At 69.0% G+C, this 15,319-nt stretch carries 16 protein-coding genes and 1 pseudogene; 11 read left to right on the forward strand and 6 right to left on the reverse strand.

All coding sequences use genetic code 11. From position 1 onward, the window contains the following. Nucleotides 1–105: 105 nt before the first annotated feature. Entirely contained in the window at nt 106–1,170 is a 1,065-nt protein-coding gene (locus ABZO29_RS36980; RefSeq protein WP_367324552.1) for a LacI family DNA-binding transcriptional regulator, read from the forward strand. A 160-nt stretch (nt 1,171–1,330) separates the two neighbouring features. After that, nucleotides 1,331–1,465, forward strand: a pseudogene (locus ABZO29_RS36985) (aldehyde dehydrogenase family protein); the annotation flags it as partial. A gap of 23 nt (nt 1,466–1,488) precedes the next feature. On the opposite strand, the gene ABZO29_RS36990 reads toward ABZO29_RS36985, so the two are convergent. The 4 genes from ABZO29_RS36990 to ABZO29_RS37005 all read right to left on the reverse strand — a co-directional run bounded on the left by ABZO29_RS36990 (nt 1,489) and on the right by ABZO29_RS37005 (nt 5,527). Beyond that, entirely contained in the window at nt 1,489–2,424 is a 936-nt protein-coding gene (locus ABZO29_RS36990; RefSeq protein WP_367324553.1) for an NADP-dependent oxidoreductase, read from the reverse strand. 24 nt (nt 2,425–2,448) lie between these two features. After that, the gene (locus tag ABZO29_RS36995) at nt 2,449–4,035 is read right to left on the reverse strand and encodes a Na+/H+ antiporter (RefSeq protein WP_367324554.1); all 1,587 of its coding nucleotides are present in this window, start codon (nt 4,033–4,035) and stop codon (nt 2,449–2,451) included. A 22-nt stretch (nt 4,036–4,057) separates the two neighbouring features. Next, nucleotides 4,058–4,429, reverse strand: a complete 372-nt coding sequence (locus ABZO29_RS37000) for a DUF2255 family protein (RefSeq protein WP_367324555.1) — start codon at nt 4,427–4,429, stop codon at nt 4,058–4,060. An 81-nt stretch (nt 4,430–4,510) separates the two neighbouring features. Further along, nucleotides 4,511–5,527, reverse strand: coding sequence for a zinc-dependent alcohol dehydrogenase family protein (locus ABZO29_RS37005; protein WP_351710037.1), 1,017 nt, complete (start codon nt 5,525–5,527; stop codon nt 4,511–4,513). 235 nt (nt 5,528–5,762) lie between these two features. Here ABZO29_RS37005 and ABZO29_RS37010 point away from each other — a divergent pair, with 235 nt between their 5' ends. From ABZO29_RS37010 to ABZO29_RS37045, 8 genes are all read left to right on the forward strand, one after another. Then, complete coding sequence (locus ABZO29_RS37010; protein ID WP_367324556.1) at nt 5,763–6,620, forward strand: helix-turn-helix domain-containing protein; 858 nt, start codon at nt 5,763–5,765, stop codon at nt 6,618–6,620. 132 nt (nt 6,621–6,752) lie between these two features. Beyond that, nucleotides 6,753–7,352: a flavodoxin family protein gene (locus ABZO29_RS37015; RefSeq protein WP_367324557.1), complete on the forward strand. Its 600-nt coding sequence runs from the start codon at nt 6,753–6,755 to the stop codon at nt 7,350–7,352. 45 nt (nt 7,353–7,397) lie between these two features. Further along, a complete protein-coding gene (locus ABZO29_RS37020) occupies nt 7,398–7,787 on the forward strand; it encodes a nuclear transport factor 2 family protein (RefSeq protein ID WP_351710045.1) in 390 nt (129 codons plus the stop codon). Nucleotides 7,788–7,816: 29 nt separating this feature from the next. After that, a complete protein-coding gene (locus tag ABZO29_RS37025; RefSeq protein WP_367324558.1) occupies nt 7,817–8,518 on the forward strand; it encodes a type 1 glutamine amidotransferase domain-containing protein in 702 nt (233 codons plus the stop codon). Between the two features lie 36 nt (nt 8,519–8,554). Beyond that, nucleotides 8,555–8,893 carry a hypothetical protein gene (locus ABZO29_RS37030; RefSeq protein WP_367324559.1) on the forward strand — a complete coding sequence of 113 codons (339 nt, stop codon included), beginning with the start codon at nt 8,555–8,557 and terminating at the stop codon, nt 8,891–8,893. Nucleotides 8,894–8,932: 39 nt separating this feature from the next. Then, a complete protein-coding gene (locus ABZO29_RS37035) occupies nt 8,933–9,253 on the forward strand; it encodes a hypothetical protein (RefSeq protein WP_367324560.1) in 321 nt (106 codons plus the stop codon). A gap of 93 nt (nt 9,254–9,346) precedes the next feature. Then, on the forward strand, nt 9,347–10,216 hold the full coding sequence (locus tag ABZO29_RS37040) for a helix-turn-helix transcriptional regulator (RefSeq protein WP_367324561.1): 870 nt from the start codon (nt 9,347–9,349) through the stop codon (nt 10,214–10,216). 253 nt (nt 10,217–10,469) lie between these two features. Continuing rightward, complete coding sequence (locus ABZO29_RS37045) at nt 10,470–11,891, forward strand: MFS transporter (RefSeq protein ID WP_367324562.1); 1,422 nt, start codon at nt 10,470–10,472, stop codon at nt 11,889–11,891. Between the two features lie 119 nt (nt 11,892–12,010). Here the strand turns inward: ABZO29_RS37045 and ABZO29_RS37050 are convergent, their stop codons facing one another. Continuing rightward, nucleotides 12,011–12,928, reverse strand: coding sequence for an alpha/beta hydrolase family protein (locus ABZO29_RS37050; protein ID WP_367324563.1), 918 nt, complete (start codon nt 12,926–12,928; stop codon nt 12,011–12,013). A gap of 282 nt (nt 12,929–13,210) precedes the next feature. Beyond that, entirely contained in the window at nt 13,211–14,254 is a 1,044-nt protein-coding gene (locus tag ABZO29_RS37055) for an NAD(P)-dependent alcohol dehydrogenase (RefSeq protein WP_367324564.1), read from the reverse strand. A 420-nt stretch (nt 14,255–14,674) separates the two neighbouring features. Here ABZO29_RS37055 and ABZO29_RS37060 point away from each other — a divergent pair, with 420 nt between their 5' ends. After that, nucleotides 14,675–15,313, forward strand: a complete 639-nt coding sequence (locus tag ABZO29_RS37060; RefSeq protein ID WP_367324565.1) for a (2Fe-2S)-binding protein — start codon at nt 14,675–14,677, stop codon at nt 15,311–15,313. Nucleotides 15,314–15,319: the final 6 nt, after the last annotated feature.

Raw genomic sequence — 15,319 nt, forward strand, 5'->3', positions numbered from 1 at the left:
CCTGAAGTGCCATAATGAATCCGGCGACAACGACAACATAAAGTGCTGGGCATTCCCTCCGTGAACCCGGATGCGATCGTTCGGCGGCAGCTAGGGCAGGCGAGCGTGGCGGACAACGGGTCGGACGTGTCGACGGAGCACGCCCCGGGCACCCCGGAACAACCGCAGGGGCCGGTCACCATCGCGTACATCGCCGAGACGGCCGGAGTCTCGATCCCCACCGTTTCGAAGGTGCTCAACGGCAGGACAGGCGTCTCCAGCGACACCCGCGCCCGCGTCGAGGAACTGATCAACCGCTACGGCTACAAGAAGCCGCCGGGCAGCCGCAACACCACCATGGAGCTGGTGTTCCGCGAACTGAAGAGCCTGTGGGCGGTCGAGATCATCCGTGGCGTCGAGCAAGTGGCCAGCAAGAACCGGGTCGGCGTGATGGTCTCCGAGTTCGGGCTCCATGACGCACCCACCCGGACCGTGGAGGACATGGTGGGCCGCCGACCGCACTGCGTGCTGTCCGTGGCCCAGCTGTCCGACGAGGAGCGCGAGCAACTCAGCGCCAAGGGCATCCCCTTCGTCGTCTTCGACCCGACGGAGGAACCCCCCGACGACGTGCCCTTCGTCGGCGCCACCAACTGGCGTGGTGGCCAGTCGGCAACCCGGCACCTGATCGACCTCGGGCACCGCCACATAGCGATGATCGGCGGCCCCCGGGATGTCTCCTGCTTCCGTGCGCGGCAGGCCGGTTACACATCCGCCCTGGAGGCAGCAGGCCTGCCCACCGATCCCGGCCTGGTGATCCATGCACCGCTCACCAGGGAAGGCGGAAGCGAAGCCGCGCGTGAACTGCTGATGCGGAGCGAGCGACCCACCGCCATTTTCGCCTCGAACGACCTGCAGGCACTGGGCGTCTACCAGGCCGCCCGCGAACTGGGACTCACCATTCCCGACGACCTCAGCGTCGTGGGTTTCGACGACCTCCCTGTCGTGGCGTGGGTGGACCCACCGCTGACAACGGTTCACCAGCCGCTGACGGAGATGGCGGCGGCAGCCACCGAGCTCGCGCTCTCTCTCGGCCGCGGCGAGAGGCCGGCGCAGATCGGCGTGGAAATCGCCACCACGCTTACCGTGCGCGGTAGCACGGCCACGCCCGCGAAGAAGCGGAAGAAAGTCTGACGGCTGCCGAGACCCGCGTGCCGTACGCCCTCATCAGGGGCGGCAAACCCTTTGACGCCCCCTGCCCTGGGGCGTGACGCCGAGCGGCACGACTCACCTGCACCCTGGCGGCGACGGGCCTGTCGAGCACGGACTCGCCGCCGGCTTCAGTCCACGAGCCGTGGCAGAGTTGCCGCTGCGTGCCGACGGCCACTGGAACGGTCCGCTCAACAGCCAGTTCTGGACCATCGGTGCCGTTCTGACCAGCGGCTGCACCGCCGTGCTGAAGCCGTCCGAGGACGCGTCTTTGTCGGTGCTGCGGGTGGCCTTCGACCTCACTCAGAAGGTGAGGACCAGCCGTCCCCGGTGGCCACCGGCCTCCAGCAGCCGGTGTGCTTCGACCGCTTCGTCGGCAGGCAGGGTCCGAGCGACGCGCGGGGTGAGCCGGCCCTCCTCCGCCAGCCGGCGGAGGAGGTCGAGCTGGGCGCGTTCGCGGGCGTACTGCGGCACGAACGTGAACCGGACCTCGATACCGCGTTCACCTGGCACCTGGGTACCGCCGACCGACGACGCGACCATGCCGCCGTCCCGCACCGCGCCGACGGCGAGGCCCGCGACACCCGCGGTGTCGACGAGTCCGTCGACACCCGCGGGCACTTCCTTGCGCACCAGCTCCGGGAACTCGGTACCGCGAGCCAGGACCACGTCGGCGCCGAGCTCCTTCACCAGCTGCTCGTCCTTCGGCGCCGCGTCGGCGATCACCCGGAACCCGTCCGCCTTGGCCAGCTGGACGGCGTAGCCGCCGACCGCGCCGGCCGCTCCGGTGACCGCCACGGTGGCGCCCACGGGAAGTTCCAGCAGATCCAGCGCCATCCGGGCTGTCAGTCCGTTCATCGGGATCGTGGCGGCCTCGATGTCGCTCGCGCCGGCCGGTACGCGGACCACCGACTCGGCGGGGACGACCAGGTGTTCGGCGTATGCCCCGTGCGTTCCGGAGACGACCGCGACGGCCATGACGTGGTCGCCGACGGCGAGATCGGTGTCGACTCCCTCGCCGATCTGCTCGACCACGCCCGCCGCGTCCATCCCGGGAACATAGGGCGGCTCGGCGTCGGCGACGAAGGCGATCCCTCGGCGCACCAGCGCGTCGACGGGGTTGACCGTCGCCGCGTGCACCCGTATTCGTATCTCGCCCGGCCCGGCCTGGGGGACCGGAAGGTCCAGGACCCGAAGTACCTCGGGCCCGCCGAATTCAGTCAGTCCTATGGCCTTCATGGAAAGTCCTTCCTCAGGGATGAGTCATTCGACCGCCGCGCCTCCCGACAGGCGCACCTCTTCGCTGTCGAGGGCGGCCTGCAGGCGGCGCAGAACGGTGTCGTCGATCTGTCGCTCGTCGCGGAGTCTGACCACGGTGGAGCGTTTGTTGGCGATGAGGGCCAGGCGCAGCGCGAGGTAGTCCTGGTGCTGGAGCAGTGCCGGGTCGTCGGTGGCGCCCGCGCTCCTGGCCCGTACCGACGCCAAGTGCGCCTCGTACTCCTGCCGCAGCCACTCAACGATCTTCGGTTCGGACCGCAGATCGGCGGCGAGCTGGGGCATCGCCTTGATCGCCTCTTCGATGGCGGTGGTCTCGGCGAGGTCGTGTTCCTCGTCGACCGACGTGTCGGGCGGCAGCTGCGCCCAGCGCACCGCCACCGGCAGCAGCAGTCCCTGCGCCACCAGGGTCACGAGGATGACCCCGGAGGTGACGAAGACGATGAAGCTGCGGTCGGGGAACGGCTCGCCCGAGTCGAGGGTCTGCGGCACCGAGAGCACCATCGCGAGCGAGACCGCGCCCCGGAAGCCGGCCAGCCCGCTGACGACACGGGTTCGGTGACCGACCCGGAGCGTGCGTTGCTGGGGGCGGCGGTCGAGGGCGCGGACCAGGTAGGTGGAGGCGTACAGGAACGCGAAGCGCACGGCGACGAGCACCACGCAGATGGCACCCACCGCGATCAGCGCGTCCCGGAGATCGGCGCGGCCCAGGTCGCGGACCGCGTACTGCAGTTCCACCCCCACCAGGACGAACAGCGCACCGTTGATGATGAAGGTGGCCAGCGGCCAGAACGCCAGTGCCTGCGTGCGGTGTTCGGCCTGGATGATGCGCGGGGCGACCTGGGACATGATCAGGCCGCTGACCACCACCGCGAGGACACCGGAAGCCTCGACCAGTTCGGCGACTAGATACGCGGTGAAGGGCGCCAGGATCATGACCAGGTTGCCCAGCAGCGGATCGGTCAGGCGGCGCCGCAGGTTCATGTTGACCCACGCGACCGCCACCCCGACCAGGGCCCCGCCGCCGTAGGCGAGCAGGAACAGCCCGCCGACGTGCGGGATGCTCAGGTGTTCCTCGCCGACCGTGATGCCGACGGCGAGGCCGTAGACGACAAGGGCCGTACCGTCGTTGACCAGGCTCTCCGCGCGCAGGATGGTGACCTGGCGGCGGGGCAGGGCGCGGGCGAGGACGCCGACAGCTGTCGCGTCCGTGGGTGCCATGGCCGCGCCGAGCACCCAGGCCGGCCCCCACGGCAGCCCGAGGGCGTGCCCCGTCGCGGCGACGGCCCAGGCGGTGAGGATGACGAGTACGGTGCTCAGCTGCAGGATGCCGCGCAGGTTGGTGCGGATCTCCCGCAGGGAGGTGGTGAGGCTCTCCCAGTACAGCAGCACCGGCAGGAAGAGCAACAGCACGACCTCCGGGGGCAGTTGCGCCTGCCGGACCGCCGGGATGAACCCGAGGAGCACACCCGTCACGAGCAGGACGACGGGTGGGGCGATGCCGAGGCGCTGTCCCACGACGTTGCCCACCAGCACGGCCACGCCCAGGACCACGACGAGTTCGAGACCGAGCACGGTGGTTCTTGTCTCCTGTAGGTCAGTGCGGTACGAGTTTCAGGGTCGTGTCCCGCGAGGCCACCATGGGATCGACGTAACTCGCGCCGTAGCGGCCGTACTTGGTGCGGTAGGCGGTGTCGATACGGTCGTTGACGGCGGGGTCGGAGACCTCGATGAGGGTGACGTCCTTGTCGACGCCGCCGGAGCGGATACGGCCCTCGTGGCTGGCCCGGGCCGTCCGGTACCAGGCGCCGGCGCTGCCGCGGAAGGAGCGGACGTAGAGGTCTTCGCCGTCGCGGACGACCCAGATCGGCACGGGTGTGCGCGGCGTTCCGTCGCTGCGCGAGGGGGCCATTCGAAGTTCCTCGGCGTGCTCGATCCGGGTCAGTTCGTCGTTCGTCCAGGCCGTCATGGGCTTGCTCCTTCACGACCGTGCGGGGGCCCTCGTGGGCGTGAGCGCGGCGGTGCAGCTCACGCCCACGAGGCGATCGGGTCAGGGCTTGAGGAGGGCCTTGATGGCGCGGCGCTCGTCCATGGCCTTGTAGCCCTCGGCGACCTGCTCCAGCGGCAGGGTGAGGTCGAAGACCTTGCCGGGGTTGATGTGGCCGGACAGCACGCGGTTGATCAGGTCGGGCAGGTAGCGGCGCACGGGCGCAGGGCCGCCGCGCAGGCCGACCTGGGAGAAGAACAGCTCCTGGCCGTCGACGGCGACCTCGTGCGGGACGCCGACGAAGCCGACGTTGCCGCCCGGGCGGGCGGAGTGCAGGGCCTGGCTCATGGACTGGGAGGTGCCGACGCACTCCAGGACGGAGTCGGCGCCGATGCCGCCGGTGAGGTCCTTGATGCGGGCGATGCCTTCCTCGCCGCGCTCGCTGACGATGTCGGTGGCGCCGAACTCCAGGGCGAGCTTCTGTCGGGACTCGTGCCGGGACATGGCGATGATCCGCTCCGCGCCGAGCTCCTTGGCGGCGATGACACCGCACAGGCCGACGGCTCCGTCACCGACCACGACGGCCGTCGAGCCGGGCTTGACCTCGGCGGCGAGGGCCGCGTACCAGCCGGTGCCCATCACGTCGGACACGGCCAGCAGGCTCGGTACCAAGTCACCGGAGGGGTGCTCGTCGGTGGCGACCAGGGTGCCGTGGGCGTTGGGAATGCGCACGTACTCGGCCTGGCAGGTGCCCATGAACTCGCGGTTCAGACAGGAGGACTGCCAGCCCTTCTGGCAGTTCGCGCAGGTGTTGTCGGAGGTAGCGAAGGAGCCGACCACGAACTGGCCGGGCTTGACGTTGCCGACCTCGCTGCCGACTTCCTCGACGATGCCGACGTACTCGTGCCCCATCGGGTGCGGGTCGCCGACCGGCTCCAGGCCGCGGTACGGCCACAGGTCCGAGCCGCACACACAGGTGGCGACGGTGCGGATGATCGCGTCGGTCGGGTTGACGATCTTGGGCTCGGGGGCGTCCTCCACCCGGATGTCACCGGGGGCGTGGATCACGGTTGCGCGCATGTCTTTTCTCCTGAAGCGTTTCTCGGGCAGCGGTGTCACCCGGACGTGCCGGATTCGTCGACGATGGCCATAAGGGTGCACAGAAGCGCCGACGGCCTGTGAAAACAATTGCCGCTCTCCGACTCTGTCACCGCCCGCAGGACCCGTACAGAGGAGAATTCCACCCTGGGAGAGAGGTATCCAGGGATAAAACCTTCCTACCCAGCCGAGTGGCGGACAGCGCAGACTGGCCAGTATGAACAGCAGTGCGCACCGTAAGGAGCTGGGCCAATTCCTGAAGGCCCGCCGGGCCGAGCTCAGCCCCCGCACGGTCGGTCTGCCCGAAACCGACCGGCGCCGGCGCGTGGCCGGCCTGCGCCGGGACGAGGTGGCCGTGCTGGCCGCCATCAGCACCGATTACTACATCCGCCTGGAGCAGGGTCGCCTGACCCCCTCCACGTCCGTGCTGTCCGAGCTTGTCCGGGTCCTGCACCTGAGTGACGCCCAGCGGGACCAGCTGTTCGAGCTGGCCGGAAGGGAGGCCGGTCGGGCGCGACGGCGGGCCCCGCAGAAGGCGCACCCGCGGCTGCGTACCGTGCTGAACGAGCTCAGCGTGGTTCCCGGGGTGATCCTGGGCCGGCACCTGGACATCCTGGCGTGGAACCCGATGGCCGCCGCCCTGTTCGGCACCGATTTCGCGAAGGTCTCCCAGCAGCAGCGCAACTACGTCCGGCAGCTCTTCACCGACCCGGCCATGAGAACGCTGTACGCCGACTGGGAGGACTCCGCCCGCAACGCCGTGGCCGTGCTGCGGCAGCAGGCCGCGGCCTGTCCCGACGACCGGAGACTGGCCGACCTCGTCGGCGAGCTGTCAGTGCTGGACGACCAGTTCTGCCAGTGGTGGGGAGGCCGCCCCGTGGTGCCCCGGACCGGCGGCACCAAGGTGTTCAACCACCCGGTCGCCGGTGAACTCTCCCTCGCCTGGGACGCCCTCACCTGTGTGGCCGACCCCGATCAGCAGCTGATCGTCTGGAGCGCCGAACCCGACTCGCGTGCATACGAGGGCCTGCGCTTCCTTTCCTCCTGGGCGGCGATCCCCGCCATGAATTCGTAAAATCGGCAGAAGATTCCCGGCGTAAAGCCAGGGACAAATCCTTCCTACCTTCGCTGTTGAATTCCGTGCCATGCTTCCAGAGCACGGTTCGTGCAATCCCTTTCGAGATCCTTTTCGAGGAGCAATACCCCCATGTCCTCCACCTCCCGCCCCACGGTCGCCGTCGCTTTCCATTCCGGCTACGGCCACACCGCTGTCATAGCCGAGGCCGTGGCGCGCGGTGCCGCGGAAGCCGGTGCCGAGGTGATCTCCATCCCCGTGGACACGATCACCGACGAACAGTGGGCGCAGCTGGACGCCGCCGACGCCATCATCTTCGGTGCCCCCACCTACATGGGCACCGCCTCCGCCGCCTTCCACACCTTCGCCGAGGCGAGTAGCAAGCGCTGGTTCACCCAGACCTGGGTCGACAAGATCGCCGCCGGTTTCACCAACTCCGGTGCCAAGAACGGCGACAAGTCCTCGACCCTGGGCTACTTCTTTACCATGGCCGCCCAGCACGGCATGCACTGGGTCAGCCTGGGCGTGCAGCCGGGCTGGGCCTCCACCGAGGGCAGCGAGAACGACATCAACCGTCTGGGCTACTTCGTCGGTGCCGGCGCCCAGACCCCGACCGATGCTGGTCCGGAGGCCGTCCACAAGTCGGACATCGCCACCGCCGAGGGCCTCGGCGCCCGCGTCGCGCAGCAGACCGCCTTCTTCCGCGCCGGCCGCGCCGCTCTCGCCGCCTGAACCCGAGAACCTCACCCGCAGCCTGACCTGTAAAGGAGCAGCACCATGTCCGACTCCCCGAACCTCGCTCTCGTCCGCCGCCTCTACGACTCCGGCATGGCCCCGGACGTGGTCGCCGAGGTCATCGACCCCGACATCGTCTGGGACATCACCCCCGGCTTCCCCTACGGCGGCGTCTACAAGACCTGGGCGAGCGCCGGCGGCGACTTCTTCGGCCGGCTCGCGCCGCGCTTCACCTCTTTCGGCGCGGTGGCCGAGGAGTTCTACGACGCCGGTGAGCACGTGTTCGTCCGCGGTCACTACCACGCCGTGTCCAAGTCCGGCGAGGAGTCGGACGCCCGCTTCATCCACCTGTGGACGGTCGGCGACGGCAAGCTCACCCACCTGATCCAGGCCGCTGACAGCCACGTCGTCCAGCAGGCCGCGAACAACTGACCGCCCGCACTCACACCTGGGAGCACCCCATGGCGAAGATCCTCTTCCTCATCACCGCCGCCGACCACTGGACCCTGGCCGACGGGTTCGAGCAGCCGGCCGGCTTCTGGGCCGAGGAGGCCATCGGCCCGTACGGCGTCTTCAAGGAGGCCGGCTACGAGATCGCCGCGGCCACCCCCGGCGGCGTCCCGCCCACCGCCGACGCCCTCAGCCTCACCCCGGACTTCAACGGCGGCGAGGAGGGCGCCGAGCAGATGAAGACCGCCCTGCGCGAGGCCACCGAACTGGCGAACCCCATCCGCATCGAGGACGTGAACATCGACGACTACGACGCCGTGTTCGTCCCCGGCGGCTGGGGCCCGATGGAGGACCTGTCCGACGACCCCGCGGCCGGCAAGCTGCTGAGCGACTGGCTCGCCTCCGGCAAGCTCGTGACGCTGGTGTGCCACGGCCCGGCCGCGCTGCTGTCCACCGTGGACGCCGACGGCAAGTCCCCGTTCTCCGGCTATCGCCTGACCGGTCTGTCCAACTCCGAGGAGATCCAGAACGGCCTCGCGGACCGGGCGAAGTGGCTGCTGCAGGACCGTCTCATCTCGGACGTCGGCGCGGACTACCACAAGGGCGAGGAGAACTTCGCTCCCCACCTCGAAGTGGACCGCACCCTCATCACCGGCCAGAACCCCGCCTCGGCCGTCCCGCTCGCCCGGGAAGTCGTCAAGACCCTCGGCTGACGACACCCCCCAGTACGACAGAAAGAGGCAATACCGATGGACAGCAACGCGACTCTCCCCAGCGTCGGCCAGACCTGGCTCGCGGACCTCGGCCCGGACACCCCGCTCGGCCACTTTACGGTGGAGATCACCTTCGAATCGGCGACCCAGGTCAGCTTCGAGGTCACCGGCGGCGCCATCAAGGGCCGCAAGCAGACGATGGAGTACACCACCACCCAGCTCCGCGACGGCCTTTTCGTCGTGCGCTGGACGGAGCCGGACGCCGGCGACCACGTCACCCACATCGAGGACTACACCGAGGGCACCTGCATGGCCAGCTCGGTCATCGGCGGCGAGTTCGTCCAGCTCCACGGGAAGTGGTCCCGGGTCCGCTGACCCCGCGGGGCCGAGCGCCGTCATAGAGAGGCAGTACCGATGGAGACCAACGCAATTCTCCCCAGCGTGGGCCAGACCTGGCTGGCGGAGCTCGGCCCCTTCGCGGCGGAGATCACCTTCGCATCGGAGTCCGAGGTCAGCTTCGTGCTGACAACGGGCGACCACAAGGGCAAGACCGAGACCATGGACTACAGCGCGACCAAGGTCCGCGACGGCTTGTATGTCGTGCGCTGGGTCGAACCCGTCTCCGGCGACATCGTCACCCACATCCAGGACTACACGGCGGGGACGTCCCTGGCCAGCTCCATCGTCGGTGGCGAGTTCGTCCAGCTCACCGGGAAGTGGAGCCGCGTCCGCTGATCCCGCAGGGCAGCGCGGCTTCTCGGCGGTGAGGACTTCCAGGGACAAATCTCTCCCCCTGACAACGCGGCCTTCCGATGCCAAGGTGATGGCATGAACCGCGATCCTCACCGCCACGATCTGGGGGAATTCCTCAAGGCGCGCCGCGCCGAGCTCGACCCGGCCGCCGTCGGTCTGCCCGACGGCGGCTCGCGTCGCGTCGCAGGCCTGCGCCGTGAGGAGGTCGCCGTACTGGCGGCCATCAGCACCGACTACTACGCCCGCCTCGAACAGGGCCGTATCCAGCCGTCGCCGTCGGTGCTGGAGTCCCTGGCCCGGGTGCTGCGCCTGGACGAGGACCAGCGCGCCTACCTGTACGAGCTCGCGGCCAAGGACGACTTCCGCCCGCCCCGTCGGCAGCCGCGCCTCAAGGCGCAGCCGCAGTTGCAGCGCATGCTCGACGACATGGCGCACACCCCCGCGTTCGTGATCGGTCCGCGCACCGAGATCGTCGCCTGGAACGCCATGGGCGCCGCCCTGATCACCGACTTCGGCAAGATCCCCGAGAAGCAGCGGTACTACATCAGGCTGCTCATCACCGACCCCGCGATGCGCGAGCTGTACGCGGACTGGGAGGGTGTCACCCGGCTGGCCATCGCCCAGATGCGGATGCACAACGCGAACAATCCCGGGGACACACAGCTCGCCACCCTGGTGGGTGAACTCTCGGTCCGGGACGAGCAGTTCCGCCAGTGGTGGGGCGCCCACCACGTCGCCGTTCGGGACACCGGGACCAAGCACCTGCGCCACCCCGTCGTCGGCGACCTGCACCTCGACTGGAACGCCGTCACCTGGGCCGCCGATCCCGACCTGGCGATCATCGTCTGGACCGCCGAAACCGGCACCCCGACCCACGACAGCCTGCGCATGCTGGCCTCCTGGGCGGCGGACCCCAGCCACGCGACCAGCGACAGCTCCGCCTGACCGTCGCCCAGGTGTTCCCTTCGTCGCCCAGGTATTCCCTTCAAAGGGGGAGCCTTTCCTCCTACGCGCCCCGCGCCTAGGAAGAGGCTCTCCCTTTTTCGTGTACGGCTCTCCTGGCACGCTCGTCACGAGGCCCACCGCGCCGCGCGTCCCCGCCCCGGTCCGGCCCTCTTCCCACCGACAGAACCGGTTTCCTCAGCGCCGAGGCGTCCGACCTGCCTGCTCATCCGCCAGGAAAGAGATCCACCTCCCCATGTCCCTGACCCAGTCCCGCCCCGGGACGCTGCCCTCGGCCGTCCCCGAACCGCGCTGGACCGCCCGCCTCTGGGCCGTCCTCGCCGTGCTGTGCCTCGTGCTGTTCCTCGACGGCCTCGACGTCTCCATGGTCGGCGTCGCCCTGCCCTCCATCGGCCACGACCTCGGCATGGCCACCGGCTCACTGCAGTGGATCATCAACGGCTACGTCCTCGGCTACGGCGGCCTGATGCTGCTCGGCGGCCGCACCGCCGACCTGCTCGGACGCCGCCGCGTCTTCCTCGTCGCGCTGGCCGTCTTCGCCGCCGCCTCGCTGCTCGGCGGCCTCGTCGACAGCGGCACGCTGCTGATCGCCACCCGCTTCGTCAAGGGCGTGGCCGCCGCCTTCACCGCGCCCGCCGGCCTGTCGATCCTCACCACGACGTTCCCGGAGGGCCCGCAGCGCAACCGGGCGCTGTCGGTCTTCAGCCTCTTCGGCGCCCTGGGCTACTCCTCGGGCCTGATCCTGGGCGGTCTGCTCACCGGGATCGGCTGGCGCTGGACCTTCCTCATGCCGGTCCCGCTCGCCCTGCTCGCGCTGGTCGTCGGCCTGATTCTGATCCCGCGCGACCGCCGCACCGAGACCGGCGGCCAGGACCCGGCCGGGGCGGTCACCCTCACCGCGGGCATGCTGCTCGCCGTGTACGCCGTGGTCACCGCCCCGCAGACGGGCTGGGCCTCCGGGGCGACCCTCGCAGCCTTCGGCGTCGCCGCCCTGCTGCTGCTCGCCTTCGTCCTGATCGAGCAGCGGGTCCGGCACCCGCTGGTCCGCTTCGGCATCCTGCGCAAGGCCACCACGGTCCGGGCCAACCTCAGCATCGTCGCGCTGATGGGTTCCTACCTCAGCTTCCAGTTCATGATGACGCTGTTCCTGCAGGACGGGCTCGGCTGGTCGCCTCTGCGCATGGCCTTCGCGCTGCTGCCGGTCGGCCTGATCGTCGCCGTCGGCTCGCCCCTCACCGGCCGGCTCGTCAACCGCTTCGGCACAGCACCGCTCATCATCACCTCGATGACCTCGCTGACCCTCGGCTACGTCTGGTTCCTGGCGACGGCCGGCTCCTCACCCGACTACGTCACCGCCATGCTCCCGTCCCTGCTGCTCCTCGGCGGCGGCTTCGCGTTCGGCTACAGCGCCATCATGGCCCAGGCCACCGAAGGCATCGACGACTCCGAACAGGGCCTCGCCTCCGGCCTGGTGCAGACCTCGGGCCAGGTCGGCGCCGCCCTCGTCCTCGCCGTACTCACTGCCGTGATCGCCCAAGCCGGCGACAGCCGCGGCGACTTCACCGCCTACCGGCCGGGCCTGAACCTGGTCACCGGCGTAGCCGCGATCGGGCTGCTCCTGAACCTGGCGCCCGTACTGCGTCTGCGGCGGCGCTGAGCCCCGACAGACGGAAAGCCGACCCGGGGCCAGCCCCGGGTCGGCTTTCCGTGATCGGCGCTCACGCCAGGTTCTTGGCGAAGAACTCCTCCATGGCCCTGCCTCTCCTGCGTTGTTCGTCAGCGGACGTGGGAGTCGAACCAGTCGACAGCGACCTCGGGGTGCTCGCTGAAGTAGTTGTAGCCGTCGAAGCGGCGGGTGCTGCCGTGGATCCAGTGCATCACCTTGTCCTCGACGGGGATGGCGTCGTGGACGGCCTGCACGGCTTCGGGGGTGGTCATGATGTCATCGTGCTCCTGCGCCACCAGCGTGGGCACGGTGATGGCGGAGGCGTACTTCGCGGGCGACTGCTCTGCCAGATGGAAGCCGGTGCGCTCCAGCACGGCTTGGTCGAGGCGGTCGTAACCGCCTTTGAAGCCGAGGGCCTTGGAGAACTGCTCGCCGATGGAACGGCCCTCCAACGGCTGGAGCATCACCAGCGCCTGGATCTCGGCGAACTCCTCGGGGTGCTTGGCCCAGGCGACGGCGGTGGAGTTGGCGCCCAGGCACACCGACAGCAGGGCCTTCTTCATGTTCTTGGTGTCGGGGCGTGCCGCGGCGTAGCGGAGGGCTCCGATGACGTCGCGGTACTCGGTGAGGCCGATCGTGCAGATGCCGCCGTTGCCGTACCCGCTCATGCCGTGGTTGCGCAGGTCGTAGGCGAGGACGTTGTAGCCGGCGTCGTGCAGTGCCTTGTAGGCGGGGAGGAAGTTGACCTCGAATCCGCCGAAGCGGTCCCAGCCGGGCAGGTGTCCGGGATAGCCGTAGCGGTTGCCGGGGGAGAAGTGGTTGTGGGTGATCAGCCGGTCCGAGTCGGCCGGGATGAACCACCCCTCGAGAGGCACGCCGTCCATCGACGGGAACGTCACGTCCTCGTAGGCCAGGCCCAGTTCGGAGGGGCGGCGCAGCAGGGGCGCGCGCCGGCCGTCGGTGGTGCCTTCCGTCCACTGCCCGACGAATCCGTTGAATGCCAGCTCGGCCATGTCGAGTTCGGTCATGGTGCGCTCCTGATTTCCCGGCAAGGGTGCTTGATGTGTGGTACTCCGGGCGCCTGGATATCCCTCAAGATAGGCCCGTGAATGGATTTTTCGCATCTTGAGCTCGGTCTGGGAAGGCAAAGAGGGAGGGAAGGAATTATCCCAGGGAGTAATTCCTCCCTGTCGGGATCTGAGTGAATCAGGTAATGGTGCGGACGCCTGCAATCCTCATGGCCGTGCCCTTGTCGGACCGCAGTGCGGCGGCCCGACAAGGGCACAGGGACTGTGGTGGAGAATCCGGGGTCAGATCGTCGCGGTGTCGATCACGAACCGGTACCGGACGTCGCTGGCCAGCACCCGCTCGTACGCCTCGTTGATCTCGGACGCGGCGATCACTTCGATCTCGGCGCCGAAGCCGTGCTCGGCGCAGAAGTCCAGCATCTCCTGGGTCTCGGCGATGCCGCCGATGGCGGAGCCGGCGATCGACCGGCGGCCCATGATCAGGGGGAAGACGTTGACGGAGATCGGCCCCTCCGGGGCGCCCACGTTCACCAGGGCTCCCTCGATCTTCAGCAGATTCACGTACGCGCTGAAGTCCAGCGGGGCCGAGACCGTGGAGACGATCAGGTCGAAGGTGCCTGCCAGTTCCTCGAAGGTCTTCGGGTCGCTGGTGGCGTAGTAGTGGTCCGCGCCCAGCTTCAGGCCGTCGTCCCTCTTGCGCAGCGACTGCGAGAGGACCGTGACCTCGGCGCCCAGCGCGTGCGCGATCTTGACGCCCATGTGGCCGAGGCCGCCCAGACCGACGATCGCGACCTTCTTGCCGGGGCCCGCGCCCCAGTGCTTCAGCGGGGAGTACAGGGTGATGCCCGCGCACAGCAGCGGGGCGGCCACGTCGAGGGCGAGGCCGTCGGGGATGCGGACGGCGTAGTTCTCGTCGACGACGATCTTCTCGGAGTAGCCGCCGTAGGTGGGCCGGCCGTCCTTGTCGAGGTAGTTGTACGTCTGGATCATGCCGCTGCCGGTGCAGTACTGCTCCAGGCCGGCCTTGCAGTGGTCGCACTCGCGGCAGGAGTCGACGAAGCAGCCGACGCCCACCCGGTCGCCGACCTTGTACTTCGTGACACCGGGGCCGACCTCGGAGACGACACCGGCGATCTCGTGACCGGGGACCATCGGGAAGATGGCCGTACCCCAGCCCTCCTGGACCTGGTGGATGTCGGAGTGACAGATACCGGCGAACTTGATGTCGATCAGCACGTCGAACTCGCCGACCGGGCGCCGCTCGATGGTGGTGCGCTCCAGCGGAGCCTTCGCGGCGGGAGCGGCATAAGCAGCAACGGTGGTCATGAGGGGGGTCTCCTAGCAGTGCTCTCGCGCCCGGCTGCCTTCCGACCGGGCACGGTGACGAGCCTGCCTCGCCGCCGGGAAATGACCCAGGGCAGGAATGTGCCTACGTTCGCGGTTCCTACCACTGTCAGAGTCAGGCTCTTGCCCGGTGGCGCGCGAAATGTGCCATGCCTTCAAGAATCATGCGCTCAAGAATTCGGTTCGCTCACCGCCTCCTCGTCATGGAGAAGACCACGAGAAGGCAAAGGGGGGATAAAAGTCTCCCTGCCGCGAGTGTCGCCGGTGATGCAAGACTCCCGGCGTGACCGGCCGTCGCTGCCAAGGCGCGCGGTAGCCCTTATCCCCGTGGCGGCGTTGAACCCGCGCCTGCTGCCCCGCTGTTGTTCACGACTGTCCTGTCCGCGATGCGAAGGCGTACGCATGTCTGCTGACCTCTCTGAATCCGCTGTTCCACCCTCGACCGAATCGGGTGAGTCCTCCTCGGGGCCGAGCCGACGTACCGTCATTGCCACGGGTGTCGTGGTGGGCGGTGCCGTGGTGGCCGGAGGGACGTTCCTCGCCGGCTCGGAGGAGGCCTCCGCCGCGGAAGCGGCGCCCTCCAGCCGGGTCTCCCTGACCGTCAACGGCACCCGCCGGACCGTGACGGTGGACAACCGGACCTCGCTCCTTGACCTGCTGCGCGAGCACCTCGACCTGACCGGCTCCAAGAAGGGCTGCAATGCCGGAGCCTGCGGGGCGTGCACGGTGCTGGTCGACGGACAGCGGGTCAACTCCTGCCTGACGCTGGCCGTACGGCTGGAGGGCGCCGAGGTCACCACCATCGAGGGCCTGGCCAAGGGCGACGAACTGCACCCGCTGCAGCAGGCGTTCATCGACGAGGACGCCTTCCAGTGCGGGTACTGCACTCCAGGGCAGATCCTCTCCGGCGTCGGTTGCATCCAGGAGGGCCACACCGGTTCGCCGGAGGAGATCCGGGAGTGGATGAGCGGCAACATCTGCCGCTGCGGCTGTTACGTCAAGATCGTGCGCGCGGTCGAACAGACCGCGGGCCGGAAGTGAGGAGCG

Origin of the sequence: Streptomyces sp. HUAS ZL42 (assembly GCF_040782645.1) — a bacterium.
In the GTDB taxonomy this organism is placed as follows: domain Bacteria; phylum Actinomycetota; class Actinomycetes; order Streptomycetales; family Streptomycetaceae; genus Streptomyces.

Coding starts and splice junctions, on each gene's coding strand:
- ABZO29_RS37050 (WP_367324563.1), bottom strand. CDS start 12,928: ATGACCGAACTCGACATGGCCGAGCTGGCATTCAACGGATTCGTCGGG.
- ABZO29_RS37030 (WP_367324559.1), top strand. CDS start 8,555: ATGGACAGCAACGCGACTCTCCCCAGCGTCGGCCAGACCTGGCTCGCG.
- ABZO29_RS37025 (WP_367324558.1), top strand. CDS start 7,817: ATGGCGAAGATCCTCTTCCTCATCACCGCCGCCGACCACTGGACCCTG.
- ABZO29_RS37045 (WP_367324562.1), top strand. CDS start 10,470: ATGTCCCTGACCCAGTCCCGCCCCGGGACGCTGCCCTCGGCCGTCCCC.
- ABZO29_RS37035 (WP_367324560.1), top strand. CDS start 8,933: ATGGAGACCAACGCAATTCTCCCCAGCGTGGGCCAGACCTGGCTGGCG.
- ABZO29_RS36990 (WP_367324553.1), bottom strand. CDS start 2,424: ATGAAGGCCATAGGACTGACTGAATTCGGCGGGCCCGAGGTACTTCGG.
- ABZO29_RS37010 (WP_367324556.1), top strand. CDS start 5,763: ATGAACAGCAGTGCGCACCGTAAGGAGCTGGGCCAATTCCTGAAGGCC.
- ABZO29_RS37020 (WP_351710045.1), top strand. CDS start 7,398: ATGTCCGACTCCCCGAACCTCGCTCTCGTCCGCCGCCTCTACGACTCC.
- ABZO29_RS37055 (WP_367324564.1), bottom strand. CDS start 14,254: ATGACCACCGTTGCTGCTTATGCCGCTCCCGCCGCGAAGGCTCCGCTG.
- ABZO29_RS37000 (WP_367324555.1), bottom strand. CDS start 4,429: ATGACGGCCTGGACGAACGACGAACTGACCCGGATCGAGCACGCCGAG.
- ABZO29_RS37015 (WP_367324557.1), top strand. CDS start 6,753: ATGTCCTCCACCTCCCGCCCCACGGTCGCCGTCGCTTTCCATTCCGGC.
- ABZO29_RS37005 (WP_351710037.1), bottom strand. CDS start 5,527: ATGCGCGCAACCGTGATCCACGCCCCCGGTGACATCCGGGTGGAGGAC.
- ABZO29_RS37040 (WP_367324561.1), top strand. CDS start 9,347: ATGAACCGCGATCCTCACCGCCACGATCTGGGGGAATTCCTCAAGGCG.
- ABZO29_RS37060 (WP_367324565.1), top strand. CDS start 14,675: ATGTCTGCTGACCTCTCTGAATCCGCTGTTCCACCCTCGACCGAATCG.